Below are 21362 nucleotides of genomic sequence, written 5' to 3'. Positions count from 1 at the left end.
ACCTGAGCTTTGAATTCAGGTGCATGACGCTTCCTTTTTCTGACTGTCATTTTCCCCTCCTTGAAAGGGCATCATACAGTCGAAAAACTTAACTTAGCCAGTGGTCCAGTTTTTGGGGTCCACTATAGTGCACGCCCTTTGTCATCCATGCTGACTTTGATTTCTCTGTCCATTAGCGGTGCCAAAAAGTCATGACTGGTAAAATAGTCCTGATTGTGATGTTCAGCCAGATGTTTACGATTTCCCGACAGGGCAATGATGGACTCAATACAATCGCTCAACCCGTTCACCGGATCAAGCAATTGCTACAGTGCGGGTTCATTTCAGCCAGTCAACAAATCCAGGAGCGATGCCTGAAGCTCTTTTTTCCGGGGCTCTTCCAGAGTTGTACCAAAGCATTTTTCAAGCGTTCCAATAAAGCGATTAACCTTATCTTCAGCAGCACTACAGATTCCATCATCCAGCCATCAGACTGATGCTGAGTATCCACGGATGTCTGCACTTTCGAAAATGGGGTATCACAGACACCCAGAGGTATGAAATAGCAGGTATATTCAGGGTCTACCTGATTAAGGCTTCCCAGTTTAGCACTTATATGAAAAGTATTACCCCCCGGGACGGGAAGAAGTAAACTGTTTGTATTAGACATCAGGCAGTTAATACCCCAAACATTCCCACCCGTTGCCTGTACTGAAACATCCCCCGACGAAGCTGTCAGCCACAATACAGAGGTAATATTACATTTGTCTGGGTATTTAACCGTTCCCACCACAAAGCCATCCGTATGAGCCATATAACTTCCAGCCCTTAATGTTTGACTCTGACCAAACACCTGAGCGCCACCCTGATCAATCTTAAGAGCTGCCCCTGAGCTCTTGTTCTCCAGGTATAAGGTGGCCTGATCCGCTGAACAGTTGATCAGAGAGGCCGCCCGATGACTGCTGGTTTCACCACCATCATTTTCAAGCCCATCATTCTCTACTACCAGCGTAGAGTGACTATCGGATGCATTAACAATCGTAGCGCCCCTGCTTTGCCCATAATTATGCACACACAAAGAAGAGTGAGAATTTGAATAACTTTCAATATGAGCCGCCCACGCAATACTGTCGCCTTTTTTTATTGTCACCCCCATCACGGTTATTATTCACATGAAGCAGCGCCGTTGCATTGGTGTCATCATACAGTACTGACTCAAGCGAAACGGGACTGGATGCGAGTATCCCGACCCCCTCACCCTGATTGGAAATCCTCAATGCCGGATCACTGCCGGAGGTTTTGAATTCAGCGCCAGGCCCGGTATTGGAAACCGAAAGCCCAGGCCTTACATCACTGTCAGTATCAATAACAACACTCTCGGAAATTGGATAGACACCCTCTTCGGTGTCAGAGGTCTTTTTTTTGCCGGATTCATTACTCATGGTATTTACTCTCTCCTTATTATTAACGAAAAAAACAGAAGCCATTTATCAATACTGCCTCCGAAGAACCAAAATATTACAGCACGTTTTATTTAATCTTTTTTTCCAACTCAGCTATTCTCTGAGCAAGCAATTTATTCTGTTCTTCGATCGAATTCAGCTTACCAGTCAGTTCAACCGAATCAACGTCCTCTGTATGGGAGACTTTTTTGGCAGAAACTTCAGAAATTTTTGGGGATGACACTTTTTTTGATTCAATGCTAATCTTCCAGCTGGCATTGCTATAGGTTTTAACATCACTAAAACTCTGATTCGTCGTTAATGCATAATAACCATTTTTAGTATTACCACTTCTTTTTTCATTGCTATCAAATAATTTAAATCCAGACGTTGTTGTCATATTTACGACAAGCCCTCCCTGACTCAAAGACTTTAGCACCTGCAATTCACTTTCGCCGATGGTGATACTGCCCAGCTGCAATTTTTCAGACGTAACAGAAACCGCATTCAAACTGTTTTTTACATCCATGTTATCCGTCACTATCGATTTACTGCCCTGAATGCCACCAACCTTGATCGCCCCCTCTGTCTCAAGGGCCAGCCCTTTTCCAGTATTTTCTATGCTGACTGATGACATCTCACCACTTGTGCTGAAGCTCACTGCAGGCCCGGTGTTGTCAACCGTCAATCCCGGTTTTTCACTGTCCACAGTAATCTTGACCGGATTATCAATCAAAGTATCACTTCCTTTTTTATTTTCTATACCTCTCATTTCAGTTTCCTTTTCTGTTTTATTTCAATCAATGAGTTTTTAACCGATGCCTGAAAGGCCTGACTGCCTGCATAAGCCGTATAATGCAGCTCTATAATCACATCACTCAAACTTTCCAGAATACCCGGATTACTGTCTTGGGGTATTTCAAGAGTCCATCCTGACACAGCACCGGTGCCTTCAAACGGCAGATAACGTTCATCACCAAAGTTCACACTGATCATTCCCCCATCACTTACACCCTGGGAGACTGCAATCCGCTGATTGGCAACCCAGTTTTCCCTTACGTGACGGCCATCCCCTTTATCAGGGTTTAATAAATAGCTCACTCCATCGGCATCCTCCTTCAGTAGCACTTTACTGCCGGTTTGCGTTAACGTGGCACAAAGATTCTGATAGGGAGCGATCACGGCGGGCAAGGTGATATTCAACGTATGTATCTGCCTTCGGTAATGACCTGGATAATCCCTGTCAAAGTCCTGCTCGGCAAAGGTGAAGCTGCACCGCCCCGTACTCTTGAGCTGATCGAACTGCTTATGGTCAAGCGCCTTCAAAGAGATCACCTTACGGATTTCAAGCGCCCGGTCATTGCTGTCCATATGGGCCTGCTCCATCCGGTGCAAGTCCAGTAACAGGGCGTCCCCTGCCCCCAGACCATGGTGCGAGCTATCCCAGTAACAGGACTTCAGAAAAGAGTGGGGTAGCCCAACCGCCTGTTCAAACTGCCAGGCCACTTCAGCCTGACGGGCGGCACTCATGGCCAGCTGATAGGCCTGAAAACAGAGCGTCGTCAATGTTGAGCCGTACCACTGATACAACGCCTCGCTGGAGAACTTATTGGTAAGAAACTGTGCTACTTTCTGCTCCTGTTCAATGTTCTTCTCAAGCACGGCAATTTGCTGTTGGGCAACCGCCACCTGATAACGGGCCGCCAGTTGTTGTTCACTGATCTGGCCAACCTCCTTTTGAGCCACCTCTCTTTGCAACGCCCATTCCTCCCAGCGCCTTTCATAGCTGGCCCAGGTTCCAATATCACCGGATTGCATACTGTATATCTGGGCTGAAGACTCCATGACCCGTGCCGGAATCCCTGCCCCCTGGGCTATGGCCTGGCCACCGTCCGCCAGACCAAACACCGTGGGTAACAGGCAGGCCGCAGCCTCCCCGCCGGTCATCACCGGGATCGCTGCTGCCTGCAAACCGGTCGCCTGACGGGCCAGTGCCAACTGGGCTTTCTCCGCTGCGGACAGCTCCTCTGTTAACAGACGGTCATAGTAGTCAAAGCGCATCTGGGCACTGGTCTGGCTTATCTCCAGGGAGTCGCAGGTGGCCTGCGCCGCATTCAGCTGGTTATCGTTAATGGTTCGGGTCAGGGCCAGAATGTTCTGTTGGTTCTGGTTATAAAGGAGAGACAGGGCTTCGGCGTCTTTTTTCTCCAGAGCTGCCTGCAATGACTGGCTGAACTGTATGGTCAGCTGCGCCAGCTCTTTGGCTTTTGCCAGCATCACCTGAAACCGGTAATAAGGTGGCACTGTACTGGTTCCAGCCACAGCCTGTAACACACTTTCTCCAGAGGCTACACCGGCTACCAGCTGCATAGGGTCAATAGCCGGTGCAAAGGGCGCAACGGATTCAAATACGCCGTCAATATTCAGCTCATGACGAATATTAAATAACCGGTCGGCGACGGTATCCCACAAGCCGATCAACTGCTGATTATCAGGAATGGCAAAGTAATCACTGACCACTGAATGGATCGTCAGCAGAGCATCTGTCGATGGATAAGTAACTACAGACGGCTTAGTAACCGCTTCGAGGTCATCGACAACGCTGCTCTCCACCAGTTCCTGCAGGGTTTTCACCTGTTTTTCTGGAGGGTTTCGATCGACTTCCGGTGGTTTGCCCAGCAGGTCCAGAACCATGGTATACAGCAGAGTTGCTTCGCTGATGCTTTCTGACGTGTATTCACGGAACAGACTGTCCGCAGCATCCATCAAGTTATCGATGTAGTGCATCACGATGGTTTTCTGGTAGGCAATGGGCCTTAACCCAGCAAGGGCATGGGGGTCAAAAGGGTCGTACAGATAAATCGCCCGTTGGCCGGGACTGGAGCCATCCATTACGACCTCATCCCTGCTGCTTAAACCGTGTTCGACCCTCAATCGTTTATTACGGTCACTGCGCAGGAGGATAAAACGCCAGTATTTATCCGGTGTGTCGCCGTAAAGCAGCTCCTCTTCATGGGTAAGATCAACCGCAGGATTAAAGATATATTCATACCAGCGTCTGGCCTGGGTAAATAACCGGGCAGACTGCAGTTGATGGGCCACCAGAAAGGGGGTGTGAAAGAAAAGCTCGGTCAGATAGACCGCCATGGGCCCCTGACTGAAATCCAGTGTACTGGATGGAAAAACCGGAAAATACTGGATATCCGGTTGCAGATCACTGAAATCACTGTCATTCATTCTCTGACTGGCAAGGGTAAACAAGCCGTCTATACCATCGAGAAGCAGTGTCGATTCCAAACGGGCAACTGCCCGGGGGGCATTCAGGCGAACGGGATTGAAAACGGCTTTTCCCTCATCCGAAAAGGGGAGACACAAAAAAGAGGATACCCGGTCGTTATGATCCCTGGAGGCCGTGTTTTGATATACAGACCAGTTCGGCTGCCCGTTAACCACCGCCTGTTCCGGCTCCGATCCGAACATATCGTTGGGACCGATGGCCATACCTAAAGCAAAGTCATCGACCACATGACCTGCACTATTACGATAAATCTCCAGACATTTTGAGGGTGGCAGGCCCTGCGTAAAGGCTACGACTTCCTGAAGGGCTCCGGAAAAGGCCGGGGAGCCTTCTATAGTTCCAGCAGCAACCAACTTGCCAGTCATAGCAAATGGGGGAGCCAGCACCGGTATTCCATTCAGATAAATACCGGGATGCCAACTGGACAGACCACCCGTAGAGCCTTCGTCCACCACCAGAGACGCCAGACCATCCACTCCGGCACCAAACACCAGGGCCGTTTCACCAGGCTGGGACAGGCTATAAGGGCTATTCTCGTCTTCCAGTTCACGGATATATTGGTAGAAAAGAGAGCCAGAAGAAGCCCAGGACAACACCAGATCCTGGCTGTTTGCGTCAAAGGTAAGTCCAATTCTCTTCGAGGTAAGCACCGGCTCAGAGGACTCCCACTGAACAGGGGTTGAGCATGGTTTCGAGAGGTTCTCTGACAGGTCAAAAAGATCAATTCGTTTTTCTTCATGGCTGCCCACCGCACAATACAGATGCTCAATGCCATTTTGATCCAGGACAACCGCCATGGCTGGACTGCCTGAATAGACCCTGTCATCGGAATGGCTATCACTGATCGTCTCTAAAAACCCCCCCTCTCTGGAGCAGGCCACCCCCCAATGCAACTTGGATTTACAGGCAGTCTTGGTACTTGAAATAGCCATCCATGCAATAAACAGCTGCCCGTCCCAGACCGCCATTGAAGGAGCACTGTTATCACCGGAAGAGACTCTGAATTTCCCTTCGTTGCCACACTGTTTCTGCTCCACAAGCTTTATATGGTCATGACTCATGTCCAGCCTGGCCAAATGCAACCAGTACTCATCCTTCGCATTCTTGCCCGACCATGCCAGATACAGCTGTTCATTGAATACCCCAAGGCTGAAACGTTCACTCTGAAAATCCACAAGAGCGCCCCTGTCTTTCAGTTTTCTGGGTTTTCCAATGGCAATACCACCGATGTTTTCAATAATTTGTGAGAAGTAAACATCCTTATCCGCAGATGCCCAGGCTACCCACTGCTGCCCATTCAGGACCACCACATTAGAAAGATAAGTTGCCTTTTCTCCACCCTTTACCTCTTGGTAAAGACAGGGATTCAGCAACACATGGCTCCACTGCTCCCGATTAAGGTTCTGATGAATGGATTTTCCCCGAATCAGGGAGTGCCCGGAAATATCCATCTTGAAGACAATCGATGAACCAGAATGCTCATCGGTTATATTGAATTCATCCCCATCACCCGGTTTAAACCACACTGACAGAGCAGAACAGCCTTCTTTTGTCGGTACCGGAAGCTCAGAAATTCCATTGTCTGATAAACCCGGTGTCGGCAAAGCAAACCGGGCAACACCGGTCGTCTGCTGCCTGATAGCATCACCACTCAGGGAATATTGTTTTTCATTCCAGGAAATATAAATCGTTTCAGTGGTGTGGAAGTAGGACAACGTAACGGAGGTTTCTGGTGTGTCTGGTTCGTTTGATGAACCCTCTTCAGCGGGTTCTTTCTCAGGCCAGGAGGTTAACTCCTGGGCTGGCAACCAGTGATCACTGCTGTCCTTACAGGTGTATTTAACAAGGTAATCATAGACTTTCTCGCTGGAATCACTGTCGGCCCCTGTCTGCTGTCGCTCCACCCAGAATAAAAACCATTTTCCCATGGCATAGATGGACTGAACGGTACCCTGTGCCTGGATATCCAGCGTTATTTTCTGCCACTCGCCCCAGCCCAGTGGCGCATACCCCTGCTGCTCGCCGGGAATGAAAACCGTGTCAGAAAAATAGTATTCGCTGGCATCAGCGTTGGGCTTACCCAACAAGAACAACCTTTTGCCCGGTGTCTTAACACTCCCTGCGTGACCATATTCAAAACAGGCGGCACTCTCAATGACCAGGCCAGCCAGGGGTGCCAGATTTGCCATATAGTGATATATAGCCTGCTCTACAGTCCCGGCGTCGCTGAGATTTCCCTGCTGACAATCATTCTCCAGTTGTTGAAACAGACGGGTTTTATTCTTTCGAAGCTCTGGTTGGAGGTAGTTTTCCGGGAACAGAAACACTTCACGGTTATCCTGCCAGACCCGGTAGTTCTGCATCCAGGACCAGCACTGATGCAATGATGGATCCACCGATAAGCCCGCTTCCAGATGATTCATGCAACGATGGATAAATAACTGGACCGCATTAATGGCTTCAGAAATACGGGTGGTTTCAACCACACCATCAACACTGACATCAATCAAAAGGTATTGATACAGATCGCTGGCATCTTCAATGGCTGTGCCCAGGGTAAGGTTCAAATGATCAATAACCCTTGGCACCAGGGCATCACGGAGCCGGTTTCGCAGTGTGTTTTTCTGATTATCCAGGGCACTTTCCTGCTGGCTATCCTGGCCCCGTCCCTGCAACCCTGACCATAAGGCTGAAGCGATGCTGCGATAATCCTCCATACTGACGGACTGACCTGAAGCGGCCAGCAACCATTTCAGCGTTTCCCCATTAATATTCAGTGTATCCAGTGCACTGACTACCCGCAGCCAGCGGTCCAGCTCGGGAATATTGGTCGGCAGAACCGGTTCAGAGCCCTGAGACAGGGCACTTACATCCCAACCAGTGAGTTTCTCAAGCAGAACACAGCCATCGTTGAGACCAGAATTCACGACCGCCAGGTAATCCAGTAGGTGGTTCTGGCTATCCTGAATCTCAACCAGCAATGCCTTGAAACGGGCGATGGTTTGCACCCACTTAAAATTAAACGGGGCAGGTGATGACACAAAGTATTCAGGGTGCTGGCACAGGGCGACGATTTCCTCCGGCGATAAACTGAAAGCATTCACCAGATCACCGTATCGCAACAATTTATCAAGAAGGCCGAACACCGGCGGCCAGCTTTTAAGTCCCTGGTCGTTTATGACCGTAGGGTCGAAGATAAAATCGGAAGGAACTACCTTCAACCACAGGCACAGCGCTTCCAGCTGATGGGGCGGTGTATTGATTAAAGCGCTTAACTGCTGGCTGAGAAGGTGACACTGAGCCTGGCAGTAACGACTGGTAACGGCCCAGCACTGATCCACCACTTCTTGTGAAAGGTCCGCTTTGAGGAACTGTAAAAACTGCTGAAGCCCCTGTTTAAACGCTTGCTCTTCCGGTACCGCCTCAAAAATGCCCTGCTTATTCAGGTAAATGCCTGACACAAACAGCCAGACCGGATTGACATCCCCAACGGTGAGACCTTCAGAGTCGGCCTCTTCAAGCTCATCCACCATCGCCTTGACGAACTCAATGGTCACCCCCATTTTGGTTAACTGACTTTCAACCTCCGCCTGGTGGTTATCAATAAAGTCCTTCAACGCCTTCAGCCCGGAATCGCTGCTGGACAAGTAAAACTGCTGAAGGGCTGGGATATTTGCCTCAAATTGGTTTCGGGTCAGCTTGCTTTTCAACAACCCTGAGCAAATGGCCTGAGAGTTATTGGCCAGGCTGGCAATCCCCCCAACCCGATTCTGAAGGTTGATATCCCCGCTGTTTCCGGTCAGCCAGTACTGCACCCGGTGAATGGCCATCGGTTGATGGCTGAACCACAGGACACCGGCACTCAGACGATTAATAAGATTGAGCAGTCCACAGCCGTCGTCCCGTTCCTCAAAAAGCGCCTGTAAAAGAAGCTGCTCATTATAATCCACTTCAGGGTTGTCAGCCCTGAGTAACCCATAAACAATCATGCAGTCCGTCAGGGACAGCCCGGTCATCACCGGCAGCAGGCTGAACCGGTAAAGAATGGATAAACGCTCAAGATCCAGGGCCGTATCCAACGGGCCCACAACGTCAGCAATCTTCTGTAATTCCCGGGGAGACAGTTGCAGCAACCCCGGCAATGACTGCTGTGGGTCCAGCGACTTAAGGTGCTCCATGAACATGTCTCTATTCAGGCGGGATTCCTTATCTGTGGCAAGCCTTCCTGTCCCCTGGTCAAGGCGAACCAGCATCTCTGCCAGTTCACACAGCGCCTGTCGTCCGTAGTCCTTTATTCGGTATAGCCAGGCGCAGGCCTGATTAAGTGTCAATATCCCCGCCTGCTCAACGGTTTTGATCCAGGCCAGCAACGGTAGCAGCTTCGCGCTGATCTCATAGCCCTCAAGAGATCCATTGCCAGTGGCACAATAGGAGGATCGCAGAGCCCAATCCAGGTCGGAGAATGACCAGTCCAGCCATTTTGCCAGACGAATAAACCGGTGCAGACGATCCAGGGCTTTGAAGTCCAGAGCAGTGAGATCATTGGCAAACGTCAGCTGTCCATCATCAAGCTCAATGGGAGCCTCCTGTCCCTGATTAATAAAAAATGACTGATTTAACTGGCTCTCCAGTTCTTTCTCGGTTAAGTCCTGATAGAGAAGTGCCTCCAGCTCCCCATCAGTCAACCCGGCCTGCCTCTTGAACATCCCGGCATCTTTCAGGTCAGATAGCCCATCACTCTCCGTCAGGCCATAACACTGTTTCAGATCCTCTTCTGTGGTATCCGGGGTAGATACCATTGACCATTGCTCAGGGGACAGTCCCAGGGTTTCCCTGGCAATGCTCTGGCGTTCAACCTCTGTCGGCTCTTCAATCAGCCCGAGCCATAGCTGGGGCAAACTGCTATGGCTTTGCTTCAGAGACAAACGAATTTCATCCAGGGGCTGATGGTAGGGTAGATTGAAGGGATAGCAGAGGCTGGCCAGGTCTACACTTTTGAATCCGTCCCCCAGTTGCCGCATCAGCACATCATTAACAATATCCAGTTTGGAAACCGATGCATGGGTATTGGCCCGGTCCAGAGGAATGGCTTTAATATCAGGGCGCCGTTGATCCAGCATAACTGTGGCGGCATGGTCTCCCTCTTTTTTATGAATATGCTGATCCGCCATCCATACCAGATCCGCCAGATACGCCGCAGGGGACAATACCGAGCGGTCAGGATCCACTCCGGTCACGTCCAGTTCGCCAAACTGACCTTCATAACTGGGGTCCGGCCCATCTCCCCCAACACTGGACTGAGCAGGCAGAGCCAGATTGGCAAAGCGCAGATTACGGTAGTAAGGACTCAGTCGTTGCTGATGATCCACATGTTGATTCACCAGTGCCCCCATAGACGACTGAGCTCGCTGATGGATCTCACCGGCAAGTTTTCGGGCGTCTTTCCGGTTCAGCTCTGTGAATAGTGGTGCATATTTATTGATGAATTTTTTTCTTGAGTAGTGACTGATTTGGTTATCCAATGGTAAAGTTTCCCTTTTCAAATATTCAGTCAAACCTTGCTCAGCACCATTCTCAGAAAGGTCATTTTTTTTATCCACAAAGCCTCCAAATATAAACATTTAAACAACAATGAGTTGTTTATAAACACAGAAATCATATAAATTAATTTTACTCATATATGATAAAGTACAGCTTTACAAAAACGACGTTTTACCTTTTACTTTTTTTACATTTTTTTCTTATTTCTTGCCTCATCGTACTGTTTTTTCTTGGCAGAATGCACTGTATCAATAATCTCAACCTCACTCTCATCAGTATTACTATAGTTATCTTCATACTCTATCCTTTTTTCTCGCTGTTTTTTCGTACCTCCTTTTCCGGTGTAATCCAATTCTTTAAAGCTCTCCTCAAAATCATCCATATCCTTTGCTGTTGAAAGACACTTAGAGAAATCCTTCAATGCACTTTGTGATCGCTGACCTTCAATCAAAGTAATAGAATACAGTTCCTCAACGTATGTATTTGTAAACCCTTTAAACTTAACCTTCTTATTTTTCGACGTTGCACTTACAAAATCATCTTTGACCTGATCAATTGAAACCCCACTTTCCTTCATATGGGAAACCAAGCCTTTACTCTTTTTCGTATTAAAATAGGGCGATGGTTTACCCCCCTCTTTTACAACCTTTACGTCCTTATTAAACCCTTTTTGAACATAGTAATTACCGGAAACTTTGGTTTTTTTTATTATATCCTCTTCATCAAACTCATATGAGTGAACAAGTGTTTTTTTCCGCCTCTTTAAACCAGAATACAATTTGTCACTCATCTCTTTTTGTTCTTTATTCAGACCTGAAGCATCAAAGTACACAACAGGATTCCCCCCCACAAAAGCATATAAATTCATCCCATCCACGCGATGGGCGGGATCGGGGTTGATCCACCGTCCACTGTCCGGGGCATAATACCGTCGGCCATAGTAATAAAAGCCGGTCAGGCTATCCCGCTCCTTGCCGGAGTACCGGTACTCCTTCAGGGCCACTTCAATCCGGTCACGTCCTCCCCGTAGCGCCGTTCCTCCATAGGGGAAGTACTCTTCATAGGAGATCAATTGCGCTTGTTGATCCAGCTCCAGAGTCACAGAGCCCAGATGGTTATCCAGCTGGTAACGGGTTTTATGATTCTTGAGATCCCGGGTCTCCTTGCCATTATCGTCCTGCTCCCAGCGGTGGATAATGGCAATGCAGGTATCTCCATCCATCACTTTCAGGGCATGCCTTTTCAGGCAAAGCCGGGTCTCCCCCTCACCGGTTCTGGTGGAATGACGTTTGACTTCATAGCTGCCCAGATAAACCTTGTCTTCTATATGGGTCAGCCCTGTGCCATTCACCACCGACTCAGCCACTTTGCGGGTCCGCTGCTCTTCACTGTCATAGAGATAATATTCACAGTCGTGCTTTTCCTCTTCCCGTTCAATGACACAGGCCCTGACCAGGTTTTCACAGCAGTTAAACGACAATTTAATTGTGCTGCCCGCCATGACCTGGCGGAGGTTACCGGAAGCGTCATAATCCATCCCCTGCAAACGGTTGGAGTCGGGCTCCACTGGGGTTTTCCGGGTAGCGGCACCGCTGTGCTTTTTTTCGATCAAGTTGCAGGAGTCATCATAGCGATAGGCTTCGTGATACTGTTCCAGAGCGTCCATATCACTGGCTGCGGGCAGTTTCATAAAACCGGCCTGCTGCAAACCGCTGGCATTCATCCCCGGATGCTGGCGTCCACTGGCAGAAATCAGTCGGTAGAGGGCGTCATACCGGTAGTCCGATAACGGGTCCACTTTCTGGTTATCATGGAACAGAGTCTCAACACTGTTATCCCTCAGGCGGGTAATATTACCCACCGGGTCATACGTGTATTTCAGATCCTGGTGACGGTTCTGGATGGACAGCAGTCGCAGAGTGGTGTCTTCGTATTCATACTCAGTCTCAAGACCATTTCCATGGAGCACACGGGTTCGCTGGCCATTGGCATCATACTCAATGTGTTCAATCAGGGTTTCAGGTTGGCTTCCGTGAACCCTGACCGAGAGGCCGGTTAACTGCCCTGCCCGGTTGTACCGATTAACAATAACGGAGCCATCCGGTGTGGTTTCGGAAACGGGCTGTTTTAATGCATTGACGGTAAACCGGGTGGTGTAAGCCTCCTGCTCTTCTTCAAGGGCGACCTCCTGACGCCAGTCAGCAGCCTGCTGGTAGTCCCTGACCATCTGTCGTCGGGTGACCTGGACATCCCCCTGCAGACTGTACTGGCTATTAATAACACGCCCGGACAAGTCATCCAGCTGATACACCACCCCCAGTAAGTTATCAGCCTGCAACACGGTGAGATCCATACCGGTTTCCAACAGTCCATCCCCATAAAGAAACCGCTCCACCCAATTGAAATCGTCAAATGAGGATACCGGTTTGTCGTCCTCTACCTTCTTCACTTTCAGTGCCGTTTTTCTCTGGAGGGCGTCGTAGCTGATCAACTGGCAATAGTTACGGGCTGACCAGGAAAACAGCTGATTCCCGTATATATTGTCCAGGTGTTGCTCGGTTCCGGCATCGGCGCTGTCAATATAGAGAGGGCTTTTCTGCCCCATGGCATAGCGGTATTTGAAGTTGTAATAATCACTCCCATCCCGGTTGTTAGACTGGTAGAGACGTGGGTCAATGGACCGGATTGTCCGCCCTAGAATGTCATTTTCCTCAAAAGCAACCAGGGCCTCTCCCGACGCCTTATACTGGATATCTCGAACCACAAACCCCAGGTTATCCAGCACTTTGACCTGCGGCGTGTCATAAAACGCCGCAGCTTTTTCCAGAGCATCCTTTTCATCCTTCTGCTCATCACTGGGGGAAGCCGGGTAGCTGGCCATAAAGGCCTGATAGTAGTCCGAATCCAGAAGGGTATCGTTTTTATCAAAGTGCTTTTCCAGCCAGGGCGTGAAGTCAACCCTGGAAAAAAAGCCCTTGGGTGACAGGGTTTTGACCACCCGGCCCAGGGGGTCGTAGCAGGTCCGGGTAGGTGCGATAGAGGGGATGTCCGCTGGGCTTTCATACACGGGTGAATCCATGAAATAAGGCAGGTACTCCTCAACCACTTTGCCTTTATTGTTGTAGACCTTTCGCCCCGTTGTCTGCCATCGGCTTTCAGTGCATTCTTGCTGACCGTCAGGCTCTTTTAACTGCTGGTCAGCTTCCCTGGCCAGTGCCGGATCAGGGTCGACCCGCTTCTTTCTCTCCAGCTCATGGCCAAAGCCATCACTGTAGACAACTTCGGTCTGGCAATAGGGAGATGAATCCTGAACAGGTGCATGACAGAACTGGTTACGCACCAGGGTCACGGTTGTGGCCGGTTGTCCCCGATCGGCCCATGCCTCCAGGTCATAATAAAAATAGCTGCAGGCCCCTTGCAGATACTCTTCGGGGGCATCAATAACCTGTTCAAAGGTTGGCGCGGGTTTTTCCTCGTATTCAGCACCGGTTTCCTCCGTGGCATAAAGCGTCATACCACCGCTGTTTTCTCCATTTTCAGTGCCAACCAGAGAGGAAGCCACCACCTGGCCAAGGGGATCAAGAATGACCTGGGAGGTATTGTTGTTGGGATCCGTTACGGAGCACACCTGGGCCATGGCGTAATCGTAAGATGCACGGGATATCAGGCTGCGACTGCTATCAATAAAGTGCTCAGTGCCCGTCACAAATAATCCATAGCTGTCATAGCGCTGAGTGACCTTTGAATAGACACTGGTGTCCTGCCCTACCAGGGCATTCTCCGTTTTCCATGGCAGATAAAACCGTTCCGGGTCATAAAACTGCACCAGCCCTTTGTTCCACCAGTAACCGGAATCACCTTCCCATATATAACCACCCAGTGTCGTTAAGGTATCGTCCGTTAACCTGCCCGCAAACGCCTCATCAATCCATTCTGGGGTAAATACCGCCTGTTCATGATGATGCTCCAGCCCAAGAGCGCTGATTTCACCCAGATCGAGAGGAGCATCAAGACGGTTATTCCAGAAACAGGTTCGCTCCCAGGTCAGTTGCCTTGCCTGACAACGTTGTTTATCTTCCGGCTCACCGTAAGGGAGAATAGAACCCTCTCGATTTTCGTTCAGGTGGTCTATTGTCTTCTGAAGTTCGTCAAAATCACCGTACTCCCCCGCCAGGCTCAGGTTCAGTAGTTCCAGCTGCTGTTGCTCACAGGAAAGATGGCAGAAAAGGTTTCCCTCAACCGGTTGTACAAACTTCTGCAGGGAAAGCATGGCTTTAAGCGTCCGTTGCTCCGTAGCGAACAAATCATCAGAAGGAAGCTCCAGCCTCCGGGGCAAACTCAGGTCACAGTGAACCAGGGGGTTGCCAAAGTCATCGGTTTTCAGGGTGAAGTGCTGCTCAACCCTGGGGTCTTCAGCATTCTGCTCGTAGTGGTAGAAAATACTTTCCCGTGGCGTCACCAGATAAACCGCATATTCCTGCTCGCCCCGCTCCTGGATAAGGCGGACTTCTGGCCCGTTTTCCTCAACCGAGTAGGGAGCTTGATTGACGCCTGGCCTGTCACCATCCTCAGCGGCATACACCTCCTGCCGGATAACCGTGCCTTTCAGGGCCGTAAAGGCTTGCCTGAGAGTGGCCGCGTCTTCACGGTCAACATTGATCTGCGGGCCGGGAAATTCATAAGCCCGGCCATCTCCACGAAAAAACTCACCAATACCCGGTTGCCGGTAAGTCTCAAGGGACTGCTCTGCTCCGGTACAATACCAGGTTCGAGTGTATACCGGTGCCGTATAGTGTTGCTCCGGGATGAGTGCGGCACCTTCCCGGGTATTGTAACTCTGAAGCTCATCCCAGGTTTCACTGTCCCAGCTTTCAACGTAACCAAATCCCCGGAACTCTTTTTCTTCATGGTCATAATAGCCGTCATGGTAAGCAAACCGCTTTGCCATTCTGCGGCCGGTTATGGCGTCAATGGAGACGGTTTTCTCCACCAGCTGTACCGGAAAGGGGAGACGGGTATGCCAGGGGGTACCGGCTTTTTTATCCCGCAGATAAAAGTCCGTTGAGCTGCAATACTCTATCTGTGAGACCCCGCCCATGTTGTTATCCACTTCATTGAGTAGATAGGGCTTGATACAGGTTCTGGCCTTCCCATTGACCAGAGCTTCCCCCACAAAATTCAAATAATAATGGTCAGGTTCCGGTCCCATATCCGTGTACACCATGCAGCGGGTGCCATTGCCCAACACATCGGCAAAATGGATCTGGTCAATGGCGCTGAACTGACAATGTTCCGGGAGGGGAATGTCTATGGCTTTTGAAAAGGCATTGCCACTCTGATTAACATAAAGGCTGACTTTATCGGTATGCAGGTAGATCAAGTCCGTGGCACCGGAACCATCCGTATCCGCCAGAAACAGTCGGGATGCATCAAAGTCAGGCCCAAAATCCGGTGCTGATGCCAGGGTGATCTTTTCTCCAAAGTGACCAAAGCCCAGGGACGGCCAACACTCAACCGAGTCCCGGGTAATTTTAATCCGATGGGAATGCCCATCCCCCAGAAGGCTGGTAAACCCTACATATTCTTTTCGGTATCCCTTTTTGATAGAGGGAAAGCCTGGGACTTTTGGTAATGCACAGGAGGCGTCATAGCCTTTCTTCCCCAGAGAGGGGTATACCCTGATGGCGTTCTCGTCAACCAACAGCAGGTCCGTCTTGCCATTATTGTCCAGCCCCGCCATTTCCATATCCCGGTTGGCAAAATCAACGGGATACTGTTCAAAAGGTTGATAGGCTTTCCAGCCGGGGTCAGGCTGTGCCGGTTCACCGGCAAATTGATCATCCCTCTGGTAAAACCCGGTACGGCTGCTGTTCCTGACCAGAAGTTCCAGCTGGCCATTGCCGTCCAGGTCAACCAGTGTCGTGCGACCATCCTGAAATTGACGATCTGTGGGGAACGGGTTTTCGGTTACTGGAATCCCATATGTCCCATTTCCTTCGGGCTCAAGGTAGAGCAGACTGTCACCCTGGCAGCATAACAGCCCGGCAATCCCCTCCCCCTTCAGATCAACCGGTTGAAAGCCCGACGAGTTCAAATACCCCGGAATACCCCGGCCTCCAGCCACCATTTTGTTATACCCGGTACATGAGGCAGGATTAAATTCAGAAAAGTTCAGGTCAATGGCTGGCATCGACTTCACTTCATAGGGGCAGACGGCATCACGACCAGCCCGTTTATAACCGGTCAGCAGTATCCTTCGCATCAGAGACAGGCGGCTTTGCTCCGCAGTGCTGTACTGCAACGCCAGCCGTTTAACCAGACAGGGGTCACCCAGTTCCTGGTCAAAATGATGGAACAACAGAATGTTGTTACACAATCGACGGGTGCGAATCTCAAAGGTACTGCTGTAGGTTGAAAAAGCGTCAGGCCGATATTGCCATAATCTGGATGCCTGATAGGGATCATTCCCTCCCTCTGCCAATCCGGTCAGCTCATACTGACCATAATCAAACACCACCTCATAGGCATAGCGCTCAGCCCCATTGTCATCGAAATAGTTTCCATACCGGATCGTCTGGATATATCGCTTTGTTAAAGCCCTGCCCGCCTCATAGTCTTTCTGGTCAATTCCGGCATTATCTTCCTTCACATAGCTGTAAAGAATTTTATTCCCTCTGGCATCTTCCGAACTTTCAATTAACCACTGAAACAAGTGGGAAGGATTGCTGCTGTCTGCGATCCTTGCATCCTCCCGGGCACCGTAAACAGACGTAATGTTTTCTGTGTTGGTGACCTTCCAGTACGAAGCGCTTTTATCTTTTTTCAAATAGTGCTCAATGCGGGAGAAGGCGCCTTCCACTCTGGGTAAATACCCGGTGACCAGAAAACCTTCCTCTTCACGACTGGCCGAGGCTTTCGGCACCAGCTCCTGACCATCCAAGAGATAAACATCCGTATCATCATAGCGAGGCAGCCCCTTTTCGGTGCGAATACTGATGCTGGAAAGATTCAGGGAAAAACCCAGTCCAAAAATACCGTTGCCCGAGCCAGAGCTGTACTCAAGGGCCAGCTCGGGCTCAAGACCTCGCGCCCTGGTCAGCGGTACCGGAATACTCAACCTGCCAGCACCGGAAAAAGCGTCCGCGGTCAATGTCTCGCCAATGGCCTTGAGGGCACCGCCCCCTTTTGGCAGGTTGATATCCTTCACGGATAAGCTCTGCTTGTCCTGATCCATTGCGTATGGGTTCCTCCCGTATTTCTGGCCACTCATTCAAATGGCACAATTATTTTTATAAACACTCAAGGGGCAGCCCCTGATATCTGATCCCTTACAACAGCCGGTTTCAGCACGCTACCGCCCTTCCTGACCATATACGGAATCCTGAGGTGGGGGATACAGCAGCTATTTACAAAACACCCTATTGTCGACGGCCATAATTGCGCCAACAAAAAATCAGCGAATGAGATCGGTGTCAGAGCCTGAGTATTTGAATCGCTCCCAGCTCCTCACAAGCAATCGCTTCTCATCATGGATGAGCACTTTAAAACTGTCGTTTAGTGATTTATTGCTACCAGGTCATCACATTGCGAAAAAAAAAGGGGGTTGAACGCCAGGTTACGAAACAGCCAACAACGCCATTTTCTGGTATAGTTTCATTTTCTGTTTATACCCTGCATCTACAATAATTTTTTCACTTTAATAATCAAAGACAGACTAAATATCCAGAAAGTATTTTGTTATCGGTTGGTTTATCTAAACCTTTCAGGTTTTTTTCGAACAGGTTAGTGACATGTTCTCGGCTGTATCCCAATCCCTTAAGAGCGGGTCTCTCAAGGCATTTCTTCCCGCTGACATTCTTGCAGGCCTCACCGTCGGCGTTATTGCCCTTCCACTCTCCATGGCCCTGGCCATTGCGGTAGGCGTTCCTCCCCAGCACGGCTTATATACGGCAATTGTCGCAGGAGCCGTCATCGCCCTATCGGGGGGCTCAAAGGTCAATATTTCAGGACCCACCGCTGCCTTTGTGGTGGTGCTCATTCCCATCGTCCAGCAGTTTGGCCTGGGGGGACTTCTACTCAGCGGCATGCTGGCCGGAGTGATTCTGGTTCTGATGAGTCTGGCAAAACTGGGACGACTGATTGAAGTGGTTCCCTATCCAGTGGTTGTGGGTTTTACCGCCGGGATTGGCGTAGTGATTGCCACACTGCAGATCAATGATTTTCTGGGGCTGGGCATTGAGCACCTTAATGGGCACTTTCATGAAAAACTCTGGCAAATCCTGCAGGCACTCCCCCAGATTCAGATTCAGGAAGCCTTGATCGGACTGGTTACCCTGGCCACCCTGATTTACTGGCCCAAGTTCAACCGAAAGATTCCCGGGCACCTAGTTGCCCTGTTGCTGGGTTCCGTCCTGGCCTGGCTGGCATCAGCGGTGAGCCCAGACTTTTCCGTCGCCACTATTGGCAGCCGCTTTCAATTTAACCTTGATGGTATTATCGGGTCTGGCATTCCCCCGGTGTTGCCCACTTTTCAATGGCCATGGAACCTTCCGGGAAGCAGTGGTGCTCCCCTTGGACTCAGTTTTGATATGATAACCGCCCTGCTCCCGGCGGCCTTCACCATTGCCGTGCTTGGGGCTCTGGAGTCATTGCTCTGTGCAGTGGTCTCCGATGGCATGTCCGGAAACCGCCACCACCCCAACGATGAGCTGATGGGCCAGGGACTTGGCAATATCATTGCTCCCCTGTTTGGTGGTATTCCCGCTACTGCTGCCATTGCCAGAACCGCCGCCAATATAAGAGCTGGAGGGAAAACCCCGGTTGCATCCCTGGTTCACAGCCTCTTTATTCTTCTGGCCATTGTCTGTCTGGCTCCCCTGCTGGCCTATATCCCCATGGCTTCCATGGCCGCACTGCTGCTGATGGTGGCCTGGAACATGAGTGAAGTGAAACACTTTATCAGAACGGTGAAAGTGGCTCCCAGGGACGATGTCATCACTCTGCTCTGCTGTTTCAGCCTGACGGTCATTTTTGATATGACCATTGCCGTGGCGGTGGGAATGGCCCTGGCAGGCCTGCTGTTCATCCGCAAAAGTGCAGCCCTTGCACAAAGCCACCCTTTATCGACTTGTGCCATTGAAGGGGAGGGTTTGTCCAAAGATGTGGTTGCCTTCCGTCTGAATGGTCCGCTGTTTTTTGGCTCCACCGGGAGGGCATTGAAAGCACTGACCAGAACCGACACCAGGGTGCTGCTGCTGGATATGGCAGAGGTTTCACAGCTGGATATGAGCGCTATTGTCCAGATGGAAACATTGCTCAGGGAGCTGAAATGCACCGGCGTCACCCTGATTATCAATTGCCTGAAACCCCGGATGATGGAAAAGCTGCACCGTGTCGGGCTGAATCACCAGGACAACCCGGTTTTCTTCTCCCAGTCCATGGATGAGGCCGTAGCCCAGGCAACAAAACTTGCCAGGAGCCAGGGTGGGTCAACCACCCTGACCTTCTGAAACGGGGTCGTGACTATTGATGCCAGCCCTGAATGGGCTGGTTCGTTAATGGCTACTCATTAGATGGCTCGAACCCTTTTATCTTCCAGATTCTTACGGGTTCGGCACTGCCATAACTCACCGCCAGCTCGCCATTGACACTGAATGCCATTGATACTTTGCCCCGTTTCTTCAGTGTGACCGGTTGATCAAAACTCACGGTCAAAGGGTCATATTGTTTGCTGCCATCGTCAAATCGCCACATTTTGATCTCGCCATAAACCGTTGCTACAGCCAGCAACCCCTGAGGCCCAACCGCAATGGATGACACCGGATCAGATCGCTGTGATCCAACTGCAATGGCAGACGTTGTATCAGATATTAGCGGCCACATATCTGAGGGAATAGGTTCCCCCTCCTCGTCCCAGGCTCCATCATCATCAGTCAACGGGTAAAAAGTGATGGCATAGGTATCCGATGAGCCCTGTTCAGATAATAATCTGGAGACAGTGATAATATTATTTTCACCGTCAAAGATAGCCTTTTCTATTTTGTAATTTTCATTTTGGGAGATGATAGCCCGCTTACCCTTATTACCCCTTATATTAACGTCGTAAACGAGAATCTGATTCTGATCATAGGAAAATGCAAATCTTCCATTCTGTGAGAGCTGCACTCCAAGAATATTACTCATATGTTTAATATTCCTGATAACACGATGTTCCGGCTCATCCTCATTGGTGCTCAGTTCAATCAGCCTTCCCTTGCTTCCATTAGTCATGACCAGAATCGACGGTTTTGATTTCGTCACCTCTATGCGCTCACCGGGTTCAGAGGAGGTAAAGACGTCCTCACAAACAAACCCTACATCACTGAGATCCATACATTTTAATACTCCACGCATAGAAGTCAGAAAAATTGCTTCACGGCCTATGCAATAGTCACTGAACCCCCAGTATTTCTGATCGCCTCTGGCAAGAAGTGTGGTCAGACTGGCTAGAGCATTCGCTAGCTTGGTGGAGTCAACACCCTCTCCAAAAAACCAGCTGTAGTCACCATCAATAGCAAACGTGGTTTTTATATACAAAACAAATTGATCAGACAGGTTATTGTAGGCATTTTTCAAATTGAAAAAAGTTTCATCCCATTGCATTGCTGATTCACGTTCTTGAGAGTTGAGTTCCTCCAGGTAAGGGTTAACAATAATTCTATCCACATCAATGGTCCAGCCAGCCCATCTCGAATATTCAAAAGGGCAGACAAAAGGGAATTTCTTATTTCTGGAAAGACTGCTAACCGCCAGCACCTCTCCACTCTTTTGAAACTCTACCTTTTCTCCATGCATCGTTTGAATACGAACCCGTTCAAACTCAATATCAGCAGCACAAACAGGATAAGCTTTGGAATAACTGAACAACAAAACAATCAATACTAAACAAAACCGTTTTATAGCGACTTCATGAGATATGCGGGACAACCCCAAAATAAAAAAAGAGTACACACCAAACCCTCTATCAGAAGCAATCAACTTCAGAAATTATTATTCCAGCTATTCGAGGGTTAAAAAAAAACAAAGTTCAATAAACTCAAGATAAAAAACAACACCCACTCAAT

Annotated in this window: 8 protein-coding genes; 1 reads left to right on the top strand and 7 read right to left on the bottom strand. The window is 49.7% G+C overall.

Annotation, left to right across the window (positions count from 1 at the left end; all coding sequences use genetic code 11):
* Window positions 1-122: 122 nt before the first annotated feature.
* From ACNRUY_RS14085 to ACNRUY_RS14060, 6 genes are all read right to left on the bottom strand, one after another.
* A complete protein-coding gene (locus ACNRUY_RS14085) occupies window positions 123-281 on the bottom strand; it encodes a hypothetical protein (protein WP_488112281.1) in 159 nt (52 codons plus the stop codon).
* A 50-nt stretch (window positions 282-331) separates the two neighbouring features.
* Entirely contained in the window at window positions 332-1138 is an 807-nt protein-coding gene (locus tag ACNRUY_RS14080) for a hypothetical protein (protein WP_488112280.1), read from the bottom strand.
* Window positions 1083-1421: a hypothetical protein gene (locus ACNRUY_RS14075; protein ID WP_488112279.1), complete on the bottom strand. Its 339-nt coding sequence runs from the start codon at window positions 1419-1421 to the stop codon at window positions 1083-1085. The genes ACNRUY_RS14080 and ACNRUY_RS14075 overlap by 56 nt, the downstream gene beginning before the upstream one ends.
* A gap of 88 nt (window positions 1422-1509) precedes the next feature.
* On the bottom strand, window positions 1510-2193 hold the full coding sequence (locus ACNRUY_RS14070) for a hypothetical protein (protein ID WP_488112278.1): 684 nt from the start codon (window positions 2191-2193) through the stop codon (window positions 1510-1512).
* The gene (locus tag ACNRUY_RS14065; RefSeq protein WP_488112277.1) at window positions 2190-10241 is read right to left on the bottom strand and encodes a Tc toxin subunit A-related protein; all 8052 of its coding nucleotides are present in this window, start codon (window positions 10239-10241) and stop codon (window positions 2190-2192) included. Before ACNRUY_RS14065 ends, ACNRUY_RS14070 begins: the two co-directional genes overlap by 4 nt.
* Before the next feature lie 206 nt (window positions 10242-10447).
* A complete protein-coding gene (locus ACNRUY_RS14060) occupies window positions 10448-17494 on the bottom strand; it encodes a SpvB/TcaC N-terminal domain-containing protein (RefSeq protein WP_488112276.1) in 7047 nt (2348 codons plus the stop codon).
* A gap of 556 nt (window positions 17495-18050) precedes the next feature.
* Here ACNRUY_RS14060 and dauA point away from each other — a divergent pair.
* Window positions 18051-19769: a C4-dicarboxylic acid transporter DauA gene (gene dauA, locus ACNRUY_RS14055; RefSeq protein ID WP_488112275.1), complete on the top strand. Its 1719-nt coding sequence runs from the start codon at window positions 18051-18053 to the stop codon at window positions 19767-19769.
* A gap of 52 nt (window positions 19770-19821) precedes the next feature.
* Here the strand turns inward: dauA and ACNRUY_RS14050 are convergent, their stop codons facing one another.
* Entirely contained in the window at window positions 19822-21276 is a 1455-nt protein-coding gene (locus tag ACNRUY_RS14050) for a WD40 repeat domain-containing protein (protein ID WP_488112274.1), read from the bottom strand.
* Window positions 21277-21362 lie beyond the last annotated feature (86 nt).

This window comes from Endozoicomonas sp. Z74 (assembly GCF_057680865.1).
This window is presented reverse-complemented; position numbering and strand designations above follow the sequence as displayed.